Origin of the sequence: Pseudomonas veronii (assembly GCF_001439695.1) — a bacterium.
In the GTDB taxonomy this organism is placed as follows: Bacteria; Pseudomonadota; Gammaproteobacteria; order Pseudomonadales; family Pseudomonadaceae; genus Aquipseudomonas; species Aquipseudomonas veronii.
The window spans coordinates 139209-159418 of record NZ_JYLL01000003.1 but is presented as its reverse complement, the minus strand read 5'-3'; the positions used below and the strand labels follow the sequence as shown (position 1 = coordinate 159418).

Here is a 20210-nt window from a genome sequence, read left to right as displayed (position 1 = left end):
ATGCGAATCAGATCTTCGGCGGCCCGGGGTAGCCGCAATGGGCCCAGGACGCCGGCCGGAAGTACCAGGCCATGATCACCAGCTTGAGCAACGAACCCTGGCCCATGCGCAGCAGGTTCAGGTAGCTGTTTTCCCAGCGGTGCAGGAAGTTGCGGATCTGTTCGCCACTGGCGTTTTCCCAACTGCCCCAGATCCCGGTCAGTGGGCCGCGGGTGATGCCCATGCCCAGCACGTCGAACAGTTGCTGGGTCAGCTTGAACATCTCCGGCGACAGGTGCTGCAGGCTGTAGTCGAGTTTTTTCAGGGTGTCTTCAATCCCGCTGGCGACTTCCTGGGCGCTGGCCACGCCTTCCAGCAGCACCGGGATCACCGCGCGCAGAAACGGCAAGTCGCTGCTGCGCAACAGGGCAAAGCCGCTGGCCGGAGTGCTGCTGGAGCAGCCGCTGAGGCTCGCGCCCAGCCCGGCGGTGGCCAGGAAGGCGCTGGCGCACAGGCCGATTTTCAGGACGCCGCGCCGCGACAGCGCGGGTGAATCAGTCAGGCTTGGGTTCATTGTTATGGTTATCCCGAGGGTGGCGGTATCAGCGGATAAACAGCTTCTGGATCAGCTTCTGGATCGATTTGCCGTAGGGCGGGTAGATCAACTTCGCGGCGTTCAGGCGCTGCTTGACCAGCACGCCCTTGGCCTTGCTGAACGTGAGGAACCCTTCATGGCCGTGGTAGTGGCCCATGCCCGACGGGCCGATGCCGCCGAAAGGCATGTCGTCCTGAGCCACATGCAGCAGCGTGTCGTTCAGGCATACGCCGCCGGAGTGGGTTTCGTGGAGTACGCGGTTCTGTTCGCGCTTGTTGTAGCCGAAGTAGTACAGGGCCAGTGGGCGAGGCCGCTGATTGATGTAGGCAAAGGCTTGGTCGATGCCGCGATAGGGCACGATCGGCAGCACCGGGCCGAAGATTTCGTCCTGCATCACCGTCATTTCATCGCTGACATTCAACAGCAGGCTGTGGGCCATGCGGCGTGCCTGGCCCTGGTCGTACAGAGGGATCAGGGTGGCGCCCTTGTCGGTGGCGTCCTTCACGTAGGCGTTGAGCCGGGCCAGTTGCCGTTCGTTGATGATGGCGGTGTAGTCCGGGTTGTTGGCCAGCGTCGGGTAAAAACCGCGAAGCGCCTTGCTGTAGGCCTCGACGAAACCCTCGACGCGATCTTCCGGCACCAGCACGTAGTCCGGCGCCACGCAGGTTTGCCCGGCGTTCAGGGCCTTGCCGAAGGCGATGCGTTCGGCGGCGTCCTTGAGGGGCACATCGGCGGAAACGATCGCCGGCGATTTGCCGCCCAGTTCCAGCGTGACCGGGGTCAGATGCTCGGCCGCCGCGCGCATCACATGTTTACCGATGCTGGTGGCGCCGGTGAACAGCAGATGATCGAAGCGCAGCCTGGAAAATGCCATGCCGACGTCGGCCTCGCCCAGCACCACGCACACCAGGTCTTCGGGGAAGACCTTCGCCAGCAGGGTCTTGAGCAGTTCGCCGGTGGCCGGGGTCGATTCGCTGAGTTTGAGCATCACCCGGTTGCCCGCGGCCAACGCACCCACCAATGGCCCGATGGCCAGGTACAGCGGGTAGTTCCAGGGCACGATCACCCCGACCACGCCCAGCGGTTGGTAGATGACTTTGGCCGAGGCGGGCTGGAAGGCAATGCCTACAGCGCGGCGGGAAGGTTTCATCCAGCCACTGAGGTGTTTGCTCGCATAGTGAATGCCATGCAGGCTGGGCATCAGTTCGGCGAACAGGGTTTCGTCGGCGCTGCGATGGCTGAAGTCCTGGCTGATCGCGTCGATCAGCGCCTGGCGTTCGTCGCTGAGCACTTCGCGCAAGGCCTTGAGCCATTGCTGGCGTTGCGCGGCCGGCGGCATCGGGTTGGCGGCGTAGGCGCGGCGTTGGGCGTCGAACAGGCCCTGGAGTTGATCCAGTGTCTGGGAATCTTGCGGGTAGGCAACGTTGGCAGACATGGTGCAGTTCCGGATTGTTATTGGTCTGCCTGGATTTTTAGAGTTATTGCTCTAAATTGTCAAATGGCATTGCAGCCATAACTGGATTTATCCCGGCAAGGTTAGGCCGTAAGATGGTCGATCACGTGTACAGAAGCTGATCCCCTATGGCACCACGAGTAAAGACCAGCGAGCGCATTGTGCAAACCAGCCTGGAGCTTTTTAACCAGCAGGGCGAGCGCAGTGTCAGCACCAACCATATCGCCGCCCATATGGAAATTTCGCCGGGCAACCTGTACTACCATTTCCCCAACAAGCAGGCGATCATCGCCGTGCTGTTTCGCGAATACGAAGCCTTGGTCGACAGTTTCCTGCGCCCGCCCCAGGGTCGCACCATGGTGGTGGAGGACAAGCGCTTCTACCTGCAGGCGGTCCTGGCCGGCATGTGGCGCTACCGTTTCCTGCACCGTGACCTCGAACACCTGCTGGAGAGCGACCCGGAACTGGCCACCGGCTACCGGCGCTTTTCCCAGCGTTGTCTGATTCAGGGTGGCGCCATTTACCGAGGGTTTGTCGATGCCGGCATTCTCAATATGGACCCGGTGCAAACCGAGGCGCTGACCCTCAACGCCTGGATCATCCTTACCTCCTGGGTGCGGTTTTTGTGTACCACCAATGAAAAGTCCACACATCTGAGCGCCGAAGCGATCAAGCGCGGGGTGTATCAGGTGCTGGTGCTGGAAGCGGGGTTTGTCACGCCGCAGGCCAAAGCGGCGGTGGATGCACTGTTCAAAGAGTTTTACGTGCCGTTGAACCAGGCACTGGAAGAAGTGAAGTAGGATCTTTCCCGAATTTGTTCACAGGAGTCTGTCATGCCACTTGCCCAACTGATCAGCCCCCAGCAACTGGCCGAGCGCCAACAGCGCGGCGCTCTGGTGATACTTGACTGCCGCTTTGCCCTGGAAGACCCGGACTACGGAATGTGCAGCTACGCCGAAGGGCATATCGAAGGCGCGCAATATGCCGACCTGGAGCGCCATCTCAGTGGGCCGGTGACCAAGGGCGTGACCGGGCGTCACCCGTTGCCGCAGGCGCAGACGCTCGCCGAGCAACTGCGTGCCTGGGGCATCAATGCCGATACCGATGTGGTGCTCTACGACGACGGCCCGGGTGTTTATGCCGCCCGCACCTGGTGGTCGCTGGCGTGGCTGGGCAAGCGTGATGGCGTGTTTATCCTGGACGGTGGCTTGAAGGCCTGGCACGCGGCCGGCTTCCCGTTAAGCCTGGATGCGCCGGTGATCGAGCGCGGCACCTTTGTCGGCACGCCGGACAATCGCCTGTTGCTGGATGCCAAGCAGCTGCAAAAACGCCTGGGCCAACCGGGCCTGACCCTGATCGACGCCCGCGCCCAGCCGCGCTTTCGCGGCGATGTCGAGCCTATCGACCCGATTGCCGGGCACATTCCCGGCGCGCAATGTGCGGCGTTCACCGAAAACCTGGGCAGCGATGGGCGTTTCCTGCCGGCCGAGCAGCTCAAGCAGCGCTTCGCCGCCCAGTTGCAAGGCCGTTCGCCGGATGAGTTGGTGGCGTATTGCGGTTCGGGCGTGACGGCGTGCCATAACCTGTTCGCCCTGAGCCTGGCGGGTTACCCGTTGGGCAAGTTGTATGCGGGCTCGTGGAGCGAGTGGATTACCGATCCAACGCGGGAAATCGCGACGGGCGACTGAGTTGTCCTGCGTGTAAACCCACCTTGTTTAACGGGGTTGTGTCAGCAGCCATTGTGGAATCCGCCGCTCCAGGTAGTAACCGGGGCGCTTCAGCGAACCGTCGACAAACCCCACATGCCCACCCTTGGCCAGCAATTCGAACTCGGTGCAATCCGACAACTCGCTGGCTTCGGGCAGGCTATGGGCGAAGACGAACGGGTCATCGGCCGCCTGGATGATCAGGGTCGGCGTGCGGATATCGCCCAGGTAGTAACGGCTCGACGCGCGGCGGTAATAGTCTTCGGCACTGAGGAAACCATGCAGCGGCGCGGTGACCCGGCCGTCGAAGTCCCAGAACGTGTGCATCTTCTCCAGAGACCCGAGTGCCTCCAGGGCCTTAAGCCCTTCAGCGCGACCATCCTGTAAAAAGCGGCTTTGCTTGACGCGGATATACGCCACCATCTCGCGCATGAAGTGCTTCTGGTACACCCGCGAAAAGCCCAGGCCGATGCGATCGGCGCACTGATCCAGACGAAACGGCACCGACACCGCCGCCGCGCCTTGCAGCCCCGAATTCGCGCCGGTTTCGCCCAAATGCTTGAGCAGCACGTTGCCCCCCAGGGAATAACCCACCGCATACAACGGCGCCAACGGCCGCTTGGCGCGCAGATGGGCAATCGCTGCCGCCAGGTCTTCGCTGGCGCCCGAGTGGTAGCTGCGCGCCAACAGGTTCGGCTCGCCCGAGCATCCGCGCCAGTTCAAGGCCGCACTGGCCCAGCCCTGGGCAGCGAGGGCTTTTTGCAGGCCGGCCACGTAAGGCGAGTTGGACGAACCGGTCAACCCATGCAGTACCAGCACCAACGGCGCTTGCGCGTCATGGGGGCCATGCCAGTCGAGGTCGAGAAAGTCGCCGTCGTCCAGCCACAGGCGTTCGCGTGGGCGTTCGAGGTGCGTGGTCGGGCGCCACAGCGGCCCCCACAACGTTTGCAGATGAGGGTTGCCGAGGCCGAAGGCGGGTTTGAACAGGTCTGAAGAGGGGGTCATGACACTCTCTGTGGCACGCGGACTCACTGTGGCGAGCGAGCTTGCTCGCCACAAAAGCCCGTTCAGGCCGAGGGCTGTACCGAACGTTGCCACAATGCGTAATACACCCGCCCGGATTTTTGTTCCCGGTGCAGGCGCCAGCTGCCGGGCAGGCCCAGGCTGGATGGCGCACTTTCGCTTTCAGTGTAGATCCACGAGTCCGGCGCCAGCCATTGGCGCTCTTCCAGCAACGCGCACACGGTCGGCAGCAGGTTCTGGTTGAACGGCGGGTCGAGGAACACCACGTCGTATTCGCTGGCGGCCTGGGTTTCCAGGTAGCGCAGCGCGTCGGCGGTCTGCACCTGGCCGTTGGTGCAACGCAGGGTGCCCAGGTGTTCCTTGAGGCTGGACACCGCCACATTGCTGGCATCCAGCGCCTGTGCCTGGGCCGCGCCACGGGACAGCGCCTCGAGGAACAGCGCGCCGCTGCCGGCAAACGGGTCGAGTACCTTGGCCCCGGCGATGTAGGGTGCCAGCCAGTTGAACAGGGTTTCACGCACGCGATCCGGCGTTGGGCGCAGGCCCACGACGTCGGGGAAGCTGAGCTTGCGGCTGCCCCATTCACCGCCAATGATGCGCAGTTGGCCCACACCGTTATGCACGTTGTGGACAGGTTTTTTCGGGCGAGATGAACTGGCCATTAATGCTCCGGAACCCCGAGCGGCTGCTCGGCAGGTTTATCAGTGGGGGGCGGTAGTGGCTTTTGCGCAGTCGTCGGGCCGGCGGTCACGATGACCATCTTGTCGGCGCTCAGGTGTTTGTTCAAAGCCGCTTTGACCTGTTCTACGGTCAGGGCCTGGGATTGTTTCATGAAATCTTCCAGATAGCTCAGCGGCAGGTTGTAGAAACCCATGGCGCCCAGCTGCCCGACGATATCGGCGTTGCTCGCGGTGGACAGCGGGAAGCTGCCGCTCAGCTCGCGCTTGGCGTCATCCAGCTCCTTTTGCGTCGGGCCGGTCTTGAGGTAGTCGGCCAGCACGTCTTCCACCAGGCGCAGGGTGCCGCCGCTCATTTCCGCGCGGGTCTGCAGGTTGATCATGAACGGGCCGCGCACTTGCATCGGCGAGAAACCGGAGTAGACGCCGTAGGTCAGGCCGCGCTTCTCGCGCACTTCACTCATCAAGCGGGTGCCGAAGCCCCCGCCGCCGAGGATCTGGTTGCCCAGGGACAGGGCGGCGTAGTCCGGGTCGGCGCGATCGATGCCCAGTTGCGCGAACAGCAGGTGCGTCTGCTTGGACGGGAACTCGATATGGCTCAAACCGGCCTTGGACTCGGTCGGCTGGGCGATCTTCGCCAGGGCCGGGCCTTTGGGCAGCGAGGCCGAGACCTTGGCAGTCATGGCTTCGGCCTCGGCGCGGGTCAGGTCGCCCACTACGGCAATCACAGCGTTACCCGCGGCATACGCCTTGGCGTGGAATGCCTGCAACTGCGCCTGGGTGATTTTCGGAACGCTCTCGGCCGTGCCTTCGCTCGGGTGAGCATACGGGTGGTCGCCGTACAGGCGCTTGAACAGCTCCAGGCTCGCCAGTTTGCCGGGGTTCTGCTTCTGATACTCAAAGCCGGCGAGGATCTGGTTCTTGATGCGCGCCAGGGAGTCGGCGGGGAAGGTCGGTTTGCCGATCACCTGGTCAAACAGCGCCAGGGCGGCGTCGCGCTTGTCGCTGTCGCTCAGGCCGCGCAGGGACACCAGCGCCATGTCGCGGTAAGCGCCATTGCCGAAGTCCGCGCCGAGGCCTTCAAAGCCGCTGGCGATCTGGCTCACATTCTTGCCCGGCACGCCTTCGTTGAGCATGGCGTTGGTCATCAGCGCCACGCCGGGGACGTTGCCGTCCTGGCTGCTGCCGGCGGCGAACAGGATACGCATGTCGAACATCGGCAGTTCGTGGGCTTCGACGAACAGCACCTTGGCGCCTTCGGCGGTGTTCCAGGTCTGCACGTCGAGCTTGCGGTTGGTCGGCGCCTTGCCGTCCAGTTCCGCCAGGGATTGCAGTGTGTGGGTCGACTGGGCTTTTTCCAGCGCCGGGCTGGCGACGGATTCGCTTGGGCGCAGGAAATACACCGCGCTCGCCGCGATCAGGGTGACGGCGATCAGGCCGGGCAGGATCAGGCGGCTGCTTTTGCGATCACTCATGAGCGGTCTCCTCAGGCAGGACATGGGCGACGCTGAGACGTTCGCGGGTGAAATAGGTGCGTGCGGCCTTCTGGATATCGTCCGGGGTCACGCTTTGCAGGTCGGCCAGTTCGGTGTCCATCAATTTCCAGGACAGGCCGACGGTTTCCAGGGAACCGATGGCGGTCGCCTGGCTGGTGATCGAGTCGCGCTGGTAGACCAGGCCGGCAATGACCTGGGCGCGGATGCGCTCCAGTTCCTCGGCGGTCGGCGGCTTGGCTTTGAGTTCTTCCAGCAGGCGCCACAGGCCGGCTTCGGCTTGTGCGATGGTCTTTTTCTTCTGCTGGTTCGGTGTGGCGCTCAGGGTGAACAGGCTGTCACCGCGGGTGTAGGCGTCGTAGTTGGTGGAGGCGGAGGAGACCAGCTCTTCACCGCGTTCGAGCCGTTCCGAAATGCGCGCGCTGTAGCCGCCGTCGAGCAGGGCCGAGATCAGGCGCAGGGCTTGTACCGAGCGTTTGTCTGGCGCGGTGGCCAGGCCGGGCACGTTGAAGCCCAGGATCACGCTCGGCAGTTGGGTCTGCACATGCATCGTCAGCAGGCGCTCACCGGGCTCGGCCAGTTCCAGCGGGATCTTCGCCGGTGGCACGTCACGTTTGGGGATCGGGCCGAAGTAGCGCTGGGCCAGGTTCTTCACCTCGTCCGGGGTCACGTCGCCGACCACCACCAGGGTGGCGTTGTTCGGCACGTACCAGGACTGGTACCAGTGGCGCAGTTCTTCGACCTTCATGCGGTCGAGGTCGGCCATCCAGCCGATGGTCGGCGTGTGGTAGCCGCTGGCCGGGAAGGCCATGGCCTTGAAGCGCTCGAAGGCCTTGGACATCGGGTTGTCGTCGGTGCGCAGGCGGCGTTCTTCCTTGATGACTTCGATTTCGCGGCTGAACTCGTCGGCTGGCAGGCGCAGGCTGGCCATGCGGTCGGCTTCGAGTTCGAAGGCGACACCCAGGCGGTCACGCGCCAGCACTTGGTAGTAGGCGGTGTAGTCGTCGCTGGTGAAGGCGTTCTCTTCGGCGCCCAGGTCGCGCAGGATCAGCGAGGCTTCGCCGGGGCCGACCTTGGAACTGCCCTTGAACATCATGTGTTCCAGGGCGTGGGACAAACCGGTCTGGCCCGGGGTTTCGTAGCTCGAACCGACTTTGTACCAGACCTGGGAAACCACCACCGGCGCGCGATGGTCTTCGCGCACGACCACTTTGAGGCCGTTATCCAGGGTGAATTCGTGGGTGGGTTGTGGGTCGGCAGCCAAGGCTGAGAGGGGCAGACAAACTGTGCTGAGCAGCAGGCCTGCGGCGCGGCGGGCTAGAGCATTCATTCGTTTTTAAACCTGTTGGGCTGCCCGCTTGGTCTTAGCGTCGGCGGGCGAGGAGGTGCTAGGATACTGATCCGATTTGGGGACGGCCACTGCGGTCGTCATACCGTTCTGGATTCAGTTGTAGGAATTTTGAAGTTTGCTACGGTTTTCCCCGACAATCTTCATCTTTTCGCCGATGTTATCGCTTCAATTCCATATTGAATCGATTTGTTGAGGCCTTTATTTACGCCTTACAAAATGTTGCGCATGAACGAGCGAGCGTTAAAGCAGTCTGTTCTGCATCGAATTTTTATTTACCGAGGCGCCCTTGGCGCGTCGCTACCTTGAGATAGCCGTCCTCCATGTTTGGTTCCAACGACGACAAGAAGAGCCCAGCTGCGGCTGGCGAGAAAAAAGGCCTGTTCGGATGGCTGCGCAAAAAGCCGCAGGAAACCGTCGTCGAACAGCCGCAGGTTCAATCTGAGCCAATCCCTGAGCCCTTGGTAGGCGCCGAACCGACCGCGCCGGTGGCGCAAGCCGAGCCTGAGCACAAACCGTGGCTGGCACTGCCAGTGGCCGAAGAGCCCGTGGCACTGGTCGAAGATGTGCAGGCCGAGCATGTGACGCCGCCGATTCCGCAGGTTGAGCCGGTGGCGGTCGAGCCGACTCCCGCGCCTGTTGTGGCCGCGGCGCCCGCCGTGATCGCGCCGTCGCCCGTGGTTGCCGCGGAACCGAGCAAAACCGGGTTCTTCGCCCGCCTCAAGCAAGGCCTGAGCAAAACCAGCGCGACCATCGGCGAAGGCATGGCCAGCCTGTTCCTGGGTCGGAAGACCATCGATGACGAACTGCTGGAAGACATCGAAACCCGTCTGCTGACCGCCGACGTGGGTGTCGAAGCCACCGCCGTGATCATCCAGAGCCTGACCCAGAAGGTCGCGCGCAAGCAGTTGACCGACGCCGATGCGCTGTACAAATCCCTGCAGGCCGAGCTGGCCGCGATGCTCAAGCCGGTCGAAGCGCCGTTGGTGATTACTCCGAAGAAGCCGTTCGTGATCCTGGTAGTCGGCGTCAACGGCGCCGGCAAGACCACTACCATCGGCAAACTGGCCAAGAAGCTGCAGTTGGAAGGCAAGAAAGTCATGCTCGCCGCCGGCGACACCTTCCGCGCCGCCGCCGTCGAGCAGTTGCAGGTCTGGGGCGAGCGCAACAAGATCCCGGTCATCGCCCAGCACACCGGCGCCGATTCCGCTTCGGTGGTCTTCGACGCCGTGCAAGCCGCCAAGGCCCGCAACATTGATGTGCTGATCGCCGATACCGCCGGTCGTCTGCACACCAAAGACAACCTGATGGAAGAGCTGAAGAAAGTGCGCCGCGTGATCGGCAAGCTCGACGGCGAGGCTCCGCACGAAGTCCTGCTGGTGCTCGACGCCGGTACTGGCCAGAACGCCATCAGCCAGGCCAAACAATTCCACCAGACGGTGCAACTGACCGGCCTGGCATTGACTAAGCTCGACGGCACGGCCAAGGGCGGCGTGATCTTCGCCCTGGCCAAGCAGTTCGGGTTGCCGATTCGGTATATCGGCGTCGGTGAAGGTATCGACGACCTGCGCACCTTTGAAGCCGAACCCTTTGTCCAGGCACTGTTTGCCGAGCGGGAGCGTTCATGATTCGATTCGAACAGGTCGGTAAACGCTATGCCAATGGGCATGTCGGCTTGCATGAGCTGAGTTTTCGAGTGCGTCGCGGCGAATTCTTGTTTGTCACCGGCCATTCGGGTGCCGGCAAAAGTACCCTGTTGCGCCTGCTGCTGGCCATGGAACGCCCGACCACCGGCAAGCTGCTGCTGGCCGGCCAGGATCTGGCCACCATCAGCAATGCGCAGATTCCGTTCCTGCGCCGCCAGATCGGCGTGGTGTTCCAGAACCACCAGTTGCTGTTCGATCGCACGGTGTTCAATAACATTGCGTTGCCGTTGCAGATCCTTGGGCTGTCCAAGGCCGAAATCATCAAGCGCGTGGACTCGGCGCTGGAGCGCGTGGCGTTGTCGGACAAGACCGACCTCTACCCCGGCGACCTGTCCACCGGCCAGCAACAGCGCGTCGGCATCGCCCGCGCCATCGTCCACCGCCCGGCCTTGCTGCTGGCGGACGAACCCACCGGTAACCTCGACCCGCGCCTGGCGGCCGAGATCATGGGCGTGTTCGAAGACATCAACCGCCTGGGCACCAGCGTGCTGATCGCCAGTCACGACCTGGCACTGATCGCGCGCATGCGCCATCGCATGCTGACCCTGCAACGCGGTCGCCTGATCGGCGACGGGGAGGCTGGCGTATGAGTGCGACACGCAGCCCCAAGGTTTCCGAGCGCGTGGCGCCGAAACCGGCCGACCCACAACCGAAAAAGAAAAAACACGACGAAGACGACGGCCCGGATTTCGCCACGCTGCTGCGTGCCTGGATCGAAAGCCATCGTGCCAGCCTGCTCGACAGCCTGCGTCGCCTGGGCAAGCAACCGATCGGCAGCTTTTTCACCTGCCTGGTGATGGCCGTGGCCTTGAGCCTGCCCATGGGCTTGTCGCTGCTGCTTAATAATGTGGAGCGCCTGGGCGGTTCCTGGCAGCGCGCCGCGCAGATTTCGCTGTACCTGAACCTGGATGCCAGCGCCAAAGACGGCGAGGCCCTGCGCGAAGAGATCAAGAACCTGCCGGGCGTGGCGGATGCCGAGTACATCAGCCGCGATCAGGCCCTCGAGGAATTCCAGCAACAGTCCGGCCTGGGCGAGGCGCTCAAGGAGCTGCCGCAGAACCCGCTGCCGGGCGTGGTGCTGGTGACGCCGAATGAAGTCGACAAACCGGCCCTGGAAGCCCTGCGACAAAAACTCGCAGAGATGCCCAAGGTGCAACAGGCGCAACTTGATCTAGTCTGGGTAGAGCGCCTGGCGGCGATCCTCAAGCTGGGCGACCGCTTTGTGTTCGGCCTGACGGTGTTGTTGGTGTCTGCATTACTTTTGGTGATAGGTAATACCATTCGTCTTCATATTGAAAACCGTCGCACCGAGATAGAAGTGATTAAACTGGTCGGCGGCACGGACAGCTATGTGCGTCGTCCTTTTCTGTACATGGGCGCGCTTTATGGCTTCGGTGCGGGGATTTTGTCCTGGGGCTTATTGGCGTTCGGCCTGGACTGGCTGAACGACGCGGTCATCGGGCTTGCCGGCTTGTACGGCAGTGATTTCGCCCTGGCCGGGGTGCCGGTCGCCGATGGTCTGTCGCTCTTGCTTGGCGCGGTCTTGTTGGGGTATATCGGTGCGTGGATTGCGGTCGCACGGCATTTACGTGAGCTGGCACCGAAGTAGTTAATGTCAGATTAATGTGGTTTCGTTTGTATTGACCGTATCAGTGGTTTAGGGAACTTGTCCTACGGTTCCCGGTCAATTTTCGCAGTGCTGAACTGCACGAGTTATGTGAGTCGGAGGTTTTTTCGTATGACCACTTCTTTGCAACCTGTTTATGCCTTGGTCCCGGGTGCGAACCTGGAGGCCTATGTGCACACGGTCAACAGCATTCCATTGCTGACGCCGGAGCAGGAGCGTGAACTGGCCGAGAGTCTCTACTATGAGCAGGATTTGGGGGCGGCTCGGCAGATGGTGCTCGCCCACCTGCGTTTTGTCGTACATATCGCCCGTAGCTATAGCGGCTACGGTCTGGCCCAGGCTGACCTGATCCAGGAAGGCAACGTCGGCCTGATGAAGGCAGTGAAGCGCTTCAACCCGGAAATGGGTGTGCGCCTGGTGTCGTTCGCCGTTCACTGGATCAAGGCGGAAATCCACGAGTTCATCCTGCGCAACTGGCGCATCGTGAAAGTCGCGACCACCAAGGCCCAGCGCAAGCTGTTCTTCAACCTGCGCAGCCAGAAAAAACGCCTGGCGTGGCTGAACAACGAAGAAGTCCACCGCGTGGCCGAAAGCCTCGGTGTGGAGCCGCGTGAAGTGCGCGAGATGGAAAGCCGCCTGACCGGCCATGACATGGCCTTCGACCCGGCCGCTGAAGCGGACGACGACAGCGCCTTCCAATCGCCGGCCAACTACCTGGAAGACCACCGGTACGACCCGGCGCGTCAACTGGAAGACGCCGACTGGAGCGACAACTCCAACCACAACCTGCACGAAGCGCTGGAAGTGCTGGACGACCGCAGCCGTGACATCCTCTACCAGCGCTGGCTGGCCGAAGAAAAAGCCACGCTGCACGACCTGGCGCAGAAGTACAACGTGTCGGCCGAGCGGATTCGTCAGCTTGAGAAAAGCGCGATGAACAAGCTGAAGCTGTCGATCGCCGCTTAAAACTGTGGGAGGGGGCAAGCCCCCTCCCACATTTATTTCTGTGTTGTGTCAGTCGGACCAAGGCGCCTTGCGCGAATTGTTCAACTCAACCAGATAGCCATCCCCACCCAATTGGCTCATCTGCTGGCGAATCCATGCCGCCCGCCGTGCCACATAGGCCGTTGGATGGCTGGCGCTCCATACCCGTGGATTGGGTAGCACCGCCGCCAGGTAGCTGGCCTGCTGCCGAGAAAGCGCCTTGGCACTCACCCCGAAGTGATGCTGCGCCGCCGCTTGCGCACCGAACACCCCTTCGTCCCATTCCACGCTGTTGAGGTACACCTCAAGGATCCGCTGCTTGGGCCACAGCACCTCGATCAGCCCGGTAAACCAGGCCTCCAGGCCCTTGCGCAGATAACTGCGGCCGGACCACAGGAACAGGTTCTTCGATACTTGCTGGCTCAGCGTACTGGCGCCGCGGATCGAGCCGCCGCGCTCGTTGTGCAGGAGCGCCGCCTGGATCGCGCCGAAATCGAAGCCCCAATGTTGTGGGAAACGCTGGTCTTCACCCGCCATCACCGCCACTTTGAGGTCGTTGGAGATCTCATCCCACGGCACCCAGGTGCGCTGCAGGTCAATCGGTTCGCCGTCAAACCAGGATTCGATCTTGCGCTCCACCATCAGCGCCGTGAACGGCGGCGGTACGACACGAAACAGCAGCACCAGCAACACGCTGCCGATGGCAAACCATTTCACGGCTTTGAGAAAACGACTGAAGAGGACACGCAGCATAGAGATGGCTTGGCCGAACCCGTTGAGCGGGCCATTATACAGACCCTGCCCAATGAGTCTGACTGGAGTTCCTCATGCTGCGTGGCTTTCTGATGCTGGCTGCTTTTTTCGGCTTCACCGGTGTCGCCCTCGGTGCGTTCGCTGCCCACGGCTTGAAAAACCGCCTGAGCGCCGAGTACCTGGCGATTTTCCATACCGGCGTGACCTACCAACTGGTCCACACCCTGGCGCTGTTCGGCGTGGCGTTGCTCGCGGCGCACCTGCCTGGCCGCCTGGTCACGTGGGCGGGCGTGTCGTTCGTCGTCGGCATCCTGCTGTTCTCCGGCAGCCTGTACGTGCTGACGATGACTGGCATCAGCAAGCTCGGCATCATCACGCCGTTCGGTGGCCTGGCGTTTCTGCTCGGTTGGTTCCTCCTGGGGCTGGCGGCGTGGCGCTTGCAGCAGGCGGCCTGAAGCGCGCTACTGATCAAAGGGCCTTGGGCCAGCTACGCCAATCGGGCTAGAATGCTTGCCCCTAAAAACGATGGCGGCCCATGGCATGCACATTCAGTTGAACGGCGAACCCTTTGAACTGCCCGACGGTGAAACCGTTGCGGCCCTGCTGACCCGTCTGGACCTGACCGGGCGTCGCGTCGCAGTGGAGCTCAACCAGGATATCGTCCCGCGTAGCCAACACGTCGAGACTGCGCTCACCGAAGGTGACCAGGTCGAAGTGGTCCACGCCATCGGCGGCGGCTAGTCGTCCGGCGCCCAGGCGCGCCACCCCGGATTCTGCAGAACCTCACCCCACCTCGAGGATTTCCCATGAGCATCGTTCGTAGCGACAAGCCCTTCGTCCTGGCCGGTCGTACCTACCAGTCCCGTCTGCTGGTAGGCACCGGCAAGTATCGCGATATGGAAGAAACCCGCCTGGCCATCGAAGCCTCGGGCGCCGAGATCGTGACCGTGGCCGTGCGCCGCACCAACATCGGCCAGAACCCGGGCGAACCGAACCTGCTGGATATCCTGCCGCCGGACCGCTACACCATCCTGCCGAACACCGCCGGCTGCTACGACGCCATCGAAGCCGTGCGTACCTGCCGCCTGGCCCGTGAGCTGCTCGACGGCCACAACCTGGTGAAGCTGGAAGTGCTGGCCGACCAGAAAACCCTGTTCCCCAACGTGATCGAAACCCTCAAGGCCGCCGAAACCCTGGTCAAGGAAGGCTTCGACGTGATGGTCTACACCAGCGATGACCCGATCATCGCCCGCCAACTGGCCGAAATCGGCTGCATCGCCGTGATGCCGCTGGCCGGCCTGATCGGCACTGGCCTTGGGATCTGCAACCCGTACAACCTGCAGATCATCCTCGAAGAAGCCAAGATCCCGGTGCTGGTGGATGCGGGCGTGGGCACTGCCTCCGACGCGACCATCGCCATGGAGCTGGGCTGCGAAGCGGTGCTGATGAATTCGGCCATCGCCAATGCCCAACAGCCGATCATGATGGCCGAAGCCATGAAACACGCCATCGTCGCGGGCCGCCTGGCCTACCTCGCCGGGCGCATGCCGAAAAAACTCTACGCCAGCGCCTCCTCGCCGCTGGATGGTCTGATCAAGTAAGAGCCATTGATGACTGAATCAAACGAAACGCCGAACACCGTGGAACAGGGCGACGAGTCCAAGCACCGCCGCATCAAGAGCTTTGTGATGCGCGCCGGTCGCATGACCGAAGGCCAGCAAAAGGGCCTGGAGCAAGGCACGCCGCTGTTCGTCCTGCCCCTGGCCGACGCGCCGGTGGACTATGACCAAGTGTTCGGTCGTTCGGCCCCGCGCTCCCTGGAAATCGGCTTCGGCATGGGCCACTCCCTGCTGGAAATGGCCGCAGCCGCGCCGGAACAGGATTTCATCGGTGTGGAAGTCCATCGCCCGGGTGTCGGCGCGCTGCTCAATGGCGTGCTGACCCAGGGTTTGACCAACCTGCGGGTCTACGACTGCGACGCGATTGAAGTGCTCAACCGCTGCATCGCCGACAACAGCCTCGATCGCCTGATGCTGTTTTTCCCCGATCCATGGCACAAAAGCCGTCACCACAAGCGCCGCATCGTCCAGGCGTCCTTCGCGGAGCTGGTGCGTAGCAAGCTGAAAGTCGGCGGTATCCTGCACATGGCCACCGACTGGGAACCCTATGCGGAATACATGCTGGAAGTGATGAACGTCGCCCCTGGCTACCGCAACCTGGCCGAAGACGGCAAATGCGTGCCACGCCCGGCCGAGCGCCCGATCACCAAGTTCGAACGCCGCGGCGAGCGGTTGGGGCATGGGGTGTGGGATTTGAAGTTCGAGAAAGTCGACTGATCAGCCAGTAACTTGGAATGCGGTCAAAAAATGTGGGAGGGGGCTTGCCCCCGATAGCGGTGGGTCAGTCATAGAGTGGTTGACTGACACTCTGCTATCGGGGGCAAGCCCCCTCCCACATTGTTTTGTATCTGGCTTTAAATTCAGCGGCGGTCGGCGACGACGCCGATCAACACCAGCACCACCACCAATACCGGCGCCAGGCTGTAGTTATTGAACTGGCTCAGCCCCCGCACAATCCACGGCGTGGCGTAGATCAGCGCCGCGCCGCTGCCGATCATGCACAGCAGGGCCATCAACGGTACGCGCAAGGCTCCGGCGATGCTGCCCAGGCGGGCCTCGACCCAGCCTTTGATGTCGGCGCCGAACAGCACCAACAGGCAGCCGACGAGGGCCAGGGAGATTTCCGACAGGTTGCTGCGGCTCCAGCGGGATACGGTGGCGAGCAGGTCGAGTACCAAATCCATTCGATTTCCTTAAGAGCGATCAGCTCAAAAACTTCTGCAACAGGTCATTGAGAAAGAGTTGCCCGCGGTCAGTCGCCGCCAGGCGTGACGGTTCGACCTGCATTAAGCCACTTTGTTCTGCCTCGGTGCGGCCTTGCGCGAGGCTCGCCAGCGCCAGCCCGGTGCGTTCGGCGTAGAGCTTGGCGTCGACGCCTTCGGTGAGGCGCAGGGCGTTCATCAGGAACTCGAACGGCAGCTCTTCGTTGGTCAGCGCGTTCGTGCCGGCCAGGAAGCTTTTGGCCGGGTTGAGGTAGTCCTTCGGTGCGCGGGTCTTCCAGGTGCGGACGATGCGCCCGTCCGGGTGGCTGAGCTTGCCATGGGCGCCGGCACCGATGCCGATGAAGTCGCCGAAGCTCCAGTAGTTGAGGTTATGTCGCGCCGCTCGCCCCGGTTGCGCATAGGCCGAGACTTCATATTGCGCGTAACCGTGTTCGGCCAGCAGCGCCTGGCCGGCTTCCTGGATATCCCACAGGGTGTCGTCCTCCGGTAGCGTCGGCGGCTGGTTCCAGAATACGGTATTGGGCTCCAGGGTCAGTTGGTACCACGACAAATGGGTCGGTTTGAGCGCGATGGCCTGGCGCAGGTCGCTCAGGGCGTCGTCCAGGGACTGATCGGGCAAGCCATGCATCAGGTCCAGGTTGAAGTTGTCGAACCCGGCCTGGCGCGCCATGCCGGCGGCGCGCACGGCTTCATCGCCGTTGTGGATACGGCCCAGGGCCGCGAGTTTTTCCTGCTGGAAGCTCTGGATGCCGATGGACAGGCGGTTGATCCCCAGCTTGCGGTACGCCACGAACTTCTCTTGCTCGAACGTTCCCGGGTTGGCTTCCAGGGTGATCTCGATGTCGTCGGCAAACGGGATGCGCGCTTCCACGCCCTTGAGCAGACGGCCCAGCGCGGCGGCACTGAACAGGCTCGGCGTGCCGCCACCGAAGAAGATCGAACTCAGTTCCCTGCCATAAACCGCGTGCAGGTCCTGATCGAGGTCGGCCAGCAGCGCATCGACGTACTCTTCTTCCGGCAACACGGGGCTGGCGGTGTGGGAGTTGAAGTCGCAATAAGGGCATTTGCGCACGCACCACGGGATGTGGATGTACAGCGCCAGGGGCGGCAGATGGGGCAGGGCCGCCCGTGGTGTTTGCGCGCCGCCGTGGATCAGCGGCTGCGCGGAGGTGTTCTGGGTCATTTCAAGCCCAGGCGCTGGCGCAGCAAAGCCATGGCGCGGGCGCGGTGGCTGATCTGGTTTTTGTCGGCCGGGCTCAGTTCGGCGCTGGAGACATCGCGCTCCGGCACCCAGAACAGCGGGTCGTAGCCAAACCCATGCGCGCCGCTGGCTGCATGCAGGATGCGCCCGTGCCACAGGCCTTCGCAGAGGATCGGCAACGGATCGTCGGCATGCCGCACCAGGGCCAGCACGCAGACGAACTGCGCGCCACGCTCGGCATCCGGCACGTCCTTGAGCACGTCGAGCAGCTTGGCGTTGTTCGCCGCGTCGCCTTTGCCGTCGGCATAGCGCGCCGAATAGATACCGGGGGCGCCGCCGAGGAAGTCCACCGCCAGGCCCGAGTCGTCCGCCAGCGCCGGCAGGCCGGACAGGCGCGCGGCATTGCGCGCCTTGAGGATGGCGTTCTCGACGAACGACAGGCCCGTTTCTTCGGGCTCGACCTGGCTGAACTCGCCGATCGAGCGCAGTTGCACGGACTCGCCGAGCATGGCCTGGAGTTCTTTGAGTTTGCCGGCGTTATGGCTGGCCAGCACGAGTTGAGTCAGGTTCATCAGTCCGCCGGAAACAGTTCCTGGTTGAATTGGAAACCATGGGCCTTGCCGCCGGTTTCAACGTTGATGGTGAAAACCCGCACTTCCTGTTGCGGTACGTTGTAGGGCGCGAGGTAATAGATCGCACCTTTTTCGGTAATCTGCTTGAACGTCAGGATTTCGCTCCTGCCGCTCAGGTCTTTGATCGTGCCGGTCACTTGCGCGGCCACGGGCGTCACGCCCTTGATCACGGTCACGTTGATCAAGCCCTTGTTCTTGCTGCGTACCACGCCGACAGCCTGGGCCGTATCGGGTTGCAGGAAGCTGGAGGTGAAGGTGTTGTAGTGTACGGTGATATCGCCAAATTCCTTCTGGCGCTTACTGTCGATGGCATCGGCGGCCATGGCGCTGACGCCCAGGCACGCGGTGAGTAGAAATACAGCCAGGCGTCTCATATTCGTCTTCCTCGAAAATAGTTAGACGGCGATCTTGTGGTCTGTCAGGCCCGGGCTGCTGACCCGGTAAATCCCGATTTCACCCAACAGGTTGGGCCATAGTTTACTCGCCCAGCCGTGGCGGTGCTGTTGATCGACGGCAAGGCGGTTGATCACCTTGGCTTCCCGCTCGCCACACAGGGCTTCGAAGTCTTCGAAGGTGCAAAAGTGGATGTTCGGCGTGTTGTACCACGTGTACGGCAGGAAATCCGACACCGGCATGCGGCCCTTGGTGGCCAGGTACCAGCGGCAGCGCCAGTGACCGAAGTTGGGGAAGGTGATGATGCACTGGCGGCCGACGCGCAGCATTTCGTCGAGGATGCGGTCCGGGTAATGCACCGCCTGCAGGGCCTGGGTCATCACCACGACGTCGAAGCTGTTGCTGGCAAAGTTGCCCAGGCCCTTGTCCAGGTCCTGCTCGATCACGTTGATGCCCTTGGCCACGCACTCGGCGATGTTGTCCGGGTCGTTTTCCAGGCCATAGCCGGTGACTTGCTTGTTGTCGCGCAGCCAGCTCAGCAGTTCGCCATTGCCGCAGCCAAGGTCGAGCACGCGGCTGCCGGCGGGTATCCAGTCTTGGATGATTTCCAGGTCGGCTCTCATGGCGTTCTCACAGAGTTATGCGGTTCATGTAGTTACTGAACGCCTGCAGATAACGAGGAATCGGGATCAGGAAGGCGTCGTGGCCTTGCGGAGCATCGATTTCCAGGTAGCAGACGTCTTTCTTCGCCGCCATCAAGGCATCCACCAGTTCCCGCGAGCGGGCCGGCGAGAAGCGCCAGTCGGTGGTGAACGACATCACGCAGAACTTGGCCGACGCGCCCTCGAAGGTTTTCGCCAGGTCGTCGTCGAAGTTGGCGGCCGGGTCGAAGTAGTCCAGGGCCTTGGTCATCAGCAGGTAGGTGTTGGCGTCAAACCGCCCGGAGAACTCTTCGCCCTGATAGCGCAGGTAGCTTTCCACCTGGAACTCGACGCTGTGGAAATCGTAGTTGAGTTTCTCGCTCTTGAGGCCGCGGCCGAATTTCTCGCCCATGGAATCGTCGGACAGGTAGGTGATATGCCCAACCATCCGCGCCAGCATCAAGCCGCGCTTGGGGATCACGCCGGCTTCCTGGAACGAGCCGCCGTGGAAGTCCGGGTCGGTCAGGATCGCCTGGCGCGCCACTTCGTTGAAGGCGATGTTCTGCGCCGACAACTTGGGGGCCGAGGCGATGGCCAGGCAATGGCGCACGCGATCGGGGTAAGTGATGGTCCATTGCAGGGCCTGCATGCCGCCGAGGCTGCCGCCGATCACGGCGGCCCATTGCTGGATGCCCAGCCGGTCGGCCAGGCGCGCCTGGCTGTGGACCCAGTCTTCCACGGTCAGTACCGGGAAGTCGGCGCCGAAGGGCTTGCCGGTGTCCGGGTTGAGGCTGCTGGGGCCGGTCGAGCCGTTGCAGCCGCCGAGATTGTTCAGGCTGACCACAAAGAACTTGTTGGTATCGATGGGCTTGCCGGGGCCGATGCAGCTGTCCCACCAGCCGGGCTTGCGCTCGTCGACGCTGTGGAAGCCCGCGGCGTGATGATGGCCGGACAAGGCGTGGCAGATCAGCACGGCGTTGCTCGCCGTGGCGTTCAACTGGCCGTAGGTTTCATAGATCAGGTCGTAGGCTGGCAGCGAACGTCCGCAGGCCAGGGCCAGCGGTTCGCTGAAGTGCGCCATTTGGGGCACGACCAGTCCAACAGAATCGGGGGGAAAGGCAGCTGGCATCGACCCTGCTCTCGTTTAAATGAGGCGT

At 62.6% G+C, this 20210-nt stretch carries 23 protein-coding genes; 10 read left to right on the top strand and 13 right to left on the bottom strand.

Annotated elements, in window-relative coordinates:
• Positions 1-7 precede the first annotated feature (7 nt).
• Together TU80_RS05070 and TU80_RS05065 are read right to left on the bottom strand one after the other, a co-directional pair.
• Positions 8-553 carry a hypothetical protein gene (locus TU80_RS05070; protein ID WP_017845031.1) on the bottom strand — a complete coding sequence of 182 codons (546 nt, stop codon included), beginning with the start codon at positions 551-553 and terminating at the stop codon, positions 8-10.
• A 28-nt stretch (positions 554-581) separates the two neighbouring features.
• The gene (locus TU80_RS05065; protein WP_057003959.1) at positions 582-2009 is read right to left on the bottom strand and encodes a coniferyl aldehyde dehydrogenase; all 1428 of its coding nucleotides are present in this window, start codon (positions 2007-2009) and stop codon (positions 582-584) included.
• A gap of 146 nt (positions 2010-2155) precedes the next feature.
• Between TU80_RS05065 and TU80_RS05060 the strand changes: the two genes are divergently transcribed.
• Complete coding sequence (locus tag TU80_RS05060) at positions 2156-2827, top strand: TetR/AcrR family transcriptional regulator (RefSeq protein ID WP_017845029.1); 672 nt, start codon at positions 2156-2158, stop codon at positions 2825-2827.
• Positions 2828-2860: 33 nt separating this feature from the next.
• Positions 2861-3715, top strand: coding sequence for a sulfurtransferase (locus TU80_RS05055; RefSeq protein WP_017845028.1), 855 nt, complete (start codon positions 2861-2863; stop codon positions 3713-3715).
• 27 nt (positions 3716-3742) lie between these two features.
• Here the strand turns inward: TU80_RS05055 and TU80_RS05050 are convergent, their stop codons facing one another.
• The 4 genes from TU80_RS05050 to TU80_RS05035 all read right to left on the bottom strand — a co-directional run bounded on the left by TU80_RS05050 (position 3743) and on the right by TU80_RS05035 (position 8256).
• On the bottom strand, positions 3743-4738 hold the full coding sequence (locus TU80_RS05050) for a hydrolase (protein WP_046381750.1): 996 nt from the start codon (positions 4736-4738) through the stop codon (positions 3743-3745).
• A gap of 62 nt (positions 4739-4800) precedes the next feature.
• Positions 4801-5418: a 16S rRNA (guanine(966)-N(2))-methyltransferase RsmD gene (rsmD, locus tag TU80_RS05045; protein ID WP_017845026.1), complete on the bottom strand. Its 618-nt coding sequence runs from the start codon at positions 5416-5418 to the stop codon at positions 4801-4803.
• On the bottom strand, positions 5418-6908 hold the full coding sequence (locus TU80_RS05040; protein ID WP_057003958.1) for a M16 family metallopeptidase: 1491 nt from the start codon (positions 6906-6908) through the stop codon (positions 5418-5420). The genes rsmD and TU80_RS05040 overlap by 1 nt, the downstream gene beginning before the upstream one ends.
• Positions 6901-8256 (bottom strand): M16 family metallopeptidase, encoded by a 1356-nt coding sequence (locus TU80_RS05035; protein ID WP_017845024.1) that lies wholly within the window; start codon positions 8254-8256, stop codon positions 6901-6903. The genes TU80_RS05040 and TU80_RS05035 overlap by 8 nt, the downstream gene beginning before the upstream one ends.
• A 341-nt stretch (positions 8257-8597) precedes the next feature.
• Here TU80_RS05035 and ftsY point away from each other — a divergent pair, with 341 nt between their 5' ends.
• From ftsY to rpoH, 4 genes are all read left to right on the top strand, one after another.
• Positions 8598-9902: a signal recognition particle-docking protein FtsY gene (gene ftsY / locus TU80_RS05030; RefSeq protein ID WP_057003957.1), complete on the top strand. Its 1305-nt coding sequence runs from the start codon at positions 8598-8600 to the stop codon at positions 9900-9902.
• Positions 9899-10570, top strand: coding sequence for a cell division ATP-binding protein FtsE (ftsE, locus tag TU80_RS05025; protein ID WP_017476533.1), 672 nt, complete (start codon positions 9899-9901; stop codon positions 10568-10570). Before ftsY ends, ftsE begins: the two co-directional genes overlap by 4 nt.
• The gene (ftsX, locus tag TU80_RS05020; protein WP_017845021.1) at positions 10567-11589 is read left to right on the top strand and encodes a permease-like cell division protein FtsX; all 1023 of its coding nucleotides are present in this window, start codon (positions 10567-10569) and stop codon (positions 11587-11589) included. Before ftsE ends, ftsX begins: the two co-directional genes overlap by 4 nt.
• Positions 11590-11718: 129 nt before the next feature.
• Positions 11719-12573, top strand: coding sequence for an RNA polymerase sigma factor RpoH (gene rpoH, locus TU80_RS05015; RefSeq protein ID WP_017845020.1), 855 nt, complete (start codon positions 11719-11721; stop codon positions 12571-12573).
• Between the two features lie 48 nt (positions 12574-12621).
• On the opposite strand, the gene mtgA is transcribed toward rpoH, so the two are convergent.
• Positions 12622-13344, bottom strand: a complete 723-nt coding sequence (mtgA, locus tag TU80_RS05010) for a monofunctional biosynthetic peptidoglycan transglycosylase (protein ID WP_046487827.1) — start codon at positions 13342-13344, stop codon at positions 12622-12624.
• Positions 13345-13418: 74 nt separating this feature from the next.
• On the opposite strand from mtgA, the gene TU80_RS05005 reads away from it, so the two are divergent.
• The 4 genes from TU80_RS05005 (at position 13419) to trmB (ending at position 15680) form a co-directional block, all read left to right on the top strand.
• Positions 13419-13799 carry a DUF423 domain-containing protein gene (locus tag TU80_RS05005; RefSeq protein WP_017845018.1) on the top strand — a complete coding sequence of 127 codons (381 nt, stop codon included), beginning with the start codon at positions 13419-13421 and terminating at the stop codon, positions 13797-13799.
• Positions 13800-13884: 85 nt separating this feature from the next.
• Entirely contained in the window at positions 13885-14085 is a 201-nt protein-coding gene (thiS, locus tag TU80_RS05000) for a sulfur carrier protein ThiS (RefSeq protein ID WP_046381754.1), read from the top strand.
• A gap of 65 nt (positions 14086-14150) precedes the next feature.
• The gene (locus tag TU80_RS04995; RefSeq protein ID WP_017845016.1) at positions 14151-14945 is read left to right on the top strand and encodes a thiazole synthase; all 795 of its coding nucleotides are present in this window, start codon (positions 14151-14153) and stop codon (positions 14943-14945) included.
• 9 nt (positions 14946-14954) lie between these two features.
• Entirely contained in the window at positions 14955-15680 is a 726-nt protein-coding gene (trmB, locus tag TU80_RS04990; RefSeq protein WP_017845015.1) for a tRNA (guanosine(46)-N7)-methyltransferase TrmB, read from the top strand.
• Between the two features lie 143 nt (positions 15681-15823).
• On the opposite strand, the gene TU80_RS04985 is transcribed toward trmB, so the two are convergent.
• Genes TU80_RS04985 through metX form a run of 6 tightly spaced genes read right to left on the bottom strand, consistent with a single transcriptional unit; the run spans position 15824 to position 20182 of the window.
• Positions 15824-16147, bottom strand: a complete 324-nt coding sequence (locus TU80_RS04985) for a DUF3392 domain-containing protein (RefSeq protein WP_003176691.1) — start codon at positions 16145-16147, stop codon at positions 15824-15826.
• A gap of 19 nt (positions 16148-16166) precedes the next feature.
• Positions 16167-17369: a radical SAM family heme chaperone HemW gene (hemW, locus tag TU80_RS04980; RefSeq protein ID WP_046381755.1), complete on the bottom strand. Its 1203-nt coding sequence runs from the start codon at positions 17367-17369 to the stop codon at positions 16167-16169.
• Positions 17366-17962, bottom strand: coding sequence for an RdgB/HAM1 family non-canonical purine NTP pyrophosphatase (rdgB, locus tag TU80_RS04975; protein ID WP_026139793.1), 597 nt, complete (start codon positions 17960-17962; stop codon positions 17366-17368). Before rdgB ends, hemW begins: the two co-directional genes overlap by 4 nt.
• Entirely contained in the window at positions 17959-18393 is a 435-nt protein-coding gene (locus TU80_RS04970; protein WP_046381756.1) for a DUF4426 domain-containing protein, read from the bottom strand. Before TU80_RS04970 ends, rdgB begins: the two co-directional genes overlap by 4 nt.
• Positions 18394-18414: 21 nt before the next feature.
• The gene (gene metW, locus TU80_RS04965; RefSeq protein WP_017845011.1) at positions 18415-19035 is read right to left on the bottom strand and encodes a methionine biosynthesis protein MetW; all 621 of its coding nucleotides are present in this window, start codon (positions 19033-19035) and stop codon (positions 18415-18417) included.
• A gap of 7 nt (positions 19036-19042) precedes the next feature.
• Complete coding sequence (gene metX / locus TU80_RS04960) at positions 19043-20182, bottom strand: homoserine O-succinyltransferase MetX (RefSeq protein WP_057003956.1); 1140 nt, start codon at positions 20180-20182, stop codon at positions 19043-19045.
• Positions 20183-20210 lie beyond the last annotated feature (28 nt).

Coding starts and splice junctions, on each gene's coding strand:
- TU80_RS05070 (WP_017845031.1), bottom strand. CDS start 553: ATGAACCCAAGCCTGACTGATTCACCCGCGCTGTCGCGGCGCGGCGTC.
- TU80_RS05065 (WP_057003959.1), bottom strand. CDS start 2,009: ATGTCTGCCAACGTTGCCTACCCGCAAGATTCCCAGACACTGGATCAA.
- TU80_RS05060 (WP_017845029.1), top strand. CDS start 2,156: ATGGCACCACGAGTAAAGACCAGCGAGCGCATTGTGCAAACCAGCCTG.
- TU80_RS05055 (WP_017845028.1), top strand. CDS start 2,861: ATGCCACTTGCCCAACTGATCAGCCCCCAGCAACTGGCCGAGCGCCAA.
- TU80_RS05050 (WP_046381750.1), bottom strand. CDS start 4,738: ATGACCCCCTCTTCAGACCTGTTCAAACCCGCCTTCGGCCTCGGCAAC.
- rsmD (WP_017845026.1), bottom strand. CDS start 5,418: ATGGCCAGTTCATCTCGCCCGAAAAAACCTGTCCACAACGTGCATAAC.
- TU80_RS05040 (WP_057003958.1), bottom strand. CDS start 6,908: ATGAGTGATCGCAAAAGCAGCCGCCTGATCCTGCCCGGCCTGATCGCC.
- TU80_RS05035 (WP_017845024.1), bottom strand. CDS start 8,256: ATGAATGCTCTAGCCCGCCGCGCCGCAGGCCTGCTGCTCAGCACAGTT.
- ftsY (WP_057003957.1), top strand. CDS start 8,598: ATGTTTGGTTCCAACGACGACAAGAAGAGCCCAGCTGCGGCTGGCGAG.
- ftsE (WP_017476533.1), top strand. CDS start 9,899: ATGATTCGATTCGAACAGGTCGGTAAACGCTATGCCAATGGGCATGTC.
- ftsX (WP_017845021.1), top strand. CDS start 10,567: ATGAGTGCGACACGCAGCCCCAAGGTTTCCGAGCGCGTGGCGCCGAAA.
- rpoH (WP_017845020.1), top strand. CDS start 11,719: ATGACCACTTCTTTGCAACCTGTTTATGCCTTGGTCCCGGGTGCGAAC.
- mtgA (WP_046487827.1), bottom strand. CDS start 13,344: ATGCTGCGTGTCCTCTTCAGTCGTTTTCTCAAAGCCGTGAAATGGTTT.
- TU80_RS05005 (WP_017845018.1), top strand. CDS start 13,419: ATGCTGCGTGGCTTTCTGATGCTGGCTGCTTTTTTCGGCTTCACCGGT.
- thiS (WP_046381754.1), top strand. CDS start 13,885: ATGCACATTCAGTTGAACGGCGAACCCTTTGAACTGCCCGACGGTGAA.
- TU80_RS04995 (WP_017845016.1), top strand. CDS start 14,151: ATGAGCATCGTTCGTAGCGACAAGCCCTTCGTCCTGGCCGGTCGTACC.
- trmB (WP_017845015.1), top strand. CDS start 14,955: ATGACTGAATCAAACGAAACGCCGAACACCGTGGAACAGGGCGACGAG.
- TU80_RS04985 (WP_003176691.1), bottom strand. CDS start 16,147: ATGGATTTGGTACTCGACCTGCTCGCCACCGTATCCCGCTGGAGCCGC.
- hemW (WP_046381755.1), bottom strand. CDS start 17,369: ATGACCCAGAACACCTCCGCGCAGCCGCTGATCCACGGCGGCGCGCAA.
- TU80_RS04970 (WP_046381756.1), bottom strand. CDS start 18,393: ATGAGACGCCTGGCTGTATTTCTACTCACCGCGTGCCTGGGCGTCAGC.
- metW (WP_017845011.1), bottom strand. CDS start 19,035: ATGAGAGCCGACCTGGAAATCATCCAAGACTGGATACCCGCCGGCAGC.
- metX (WP_057003956.1), bottom strand. CDS start 20,182: ATGCCAGCTGCCTTTCCCCCCGATTCTGTTGGACTGGTCGTGCCCCAA.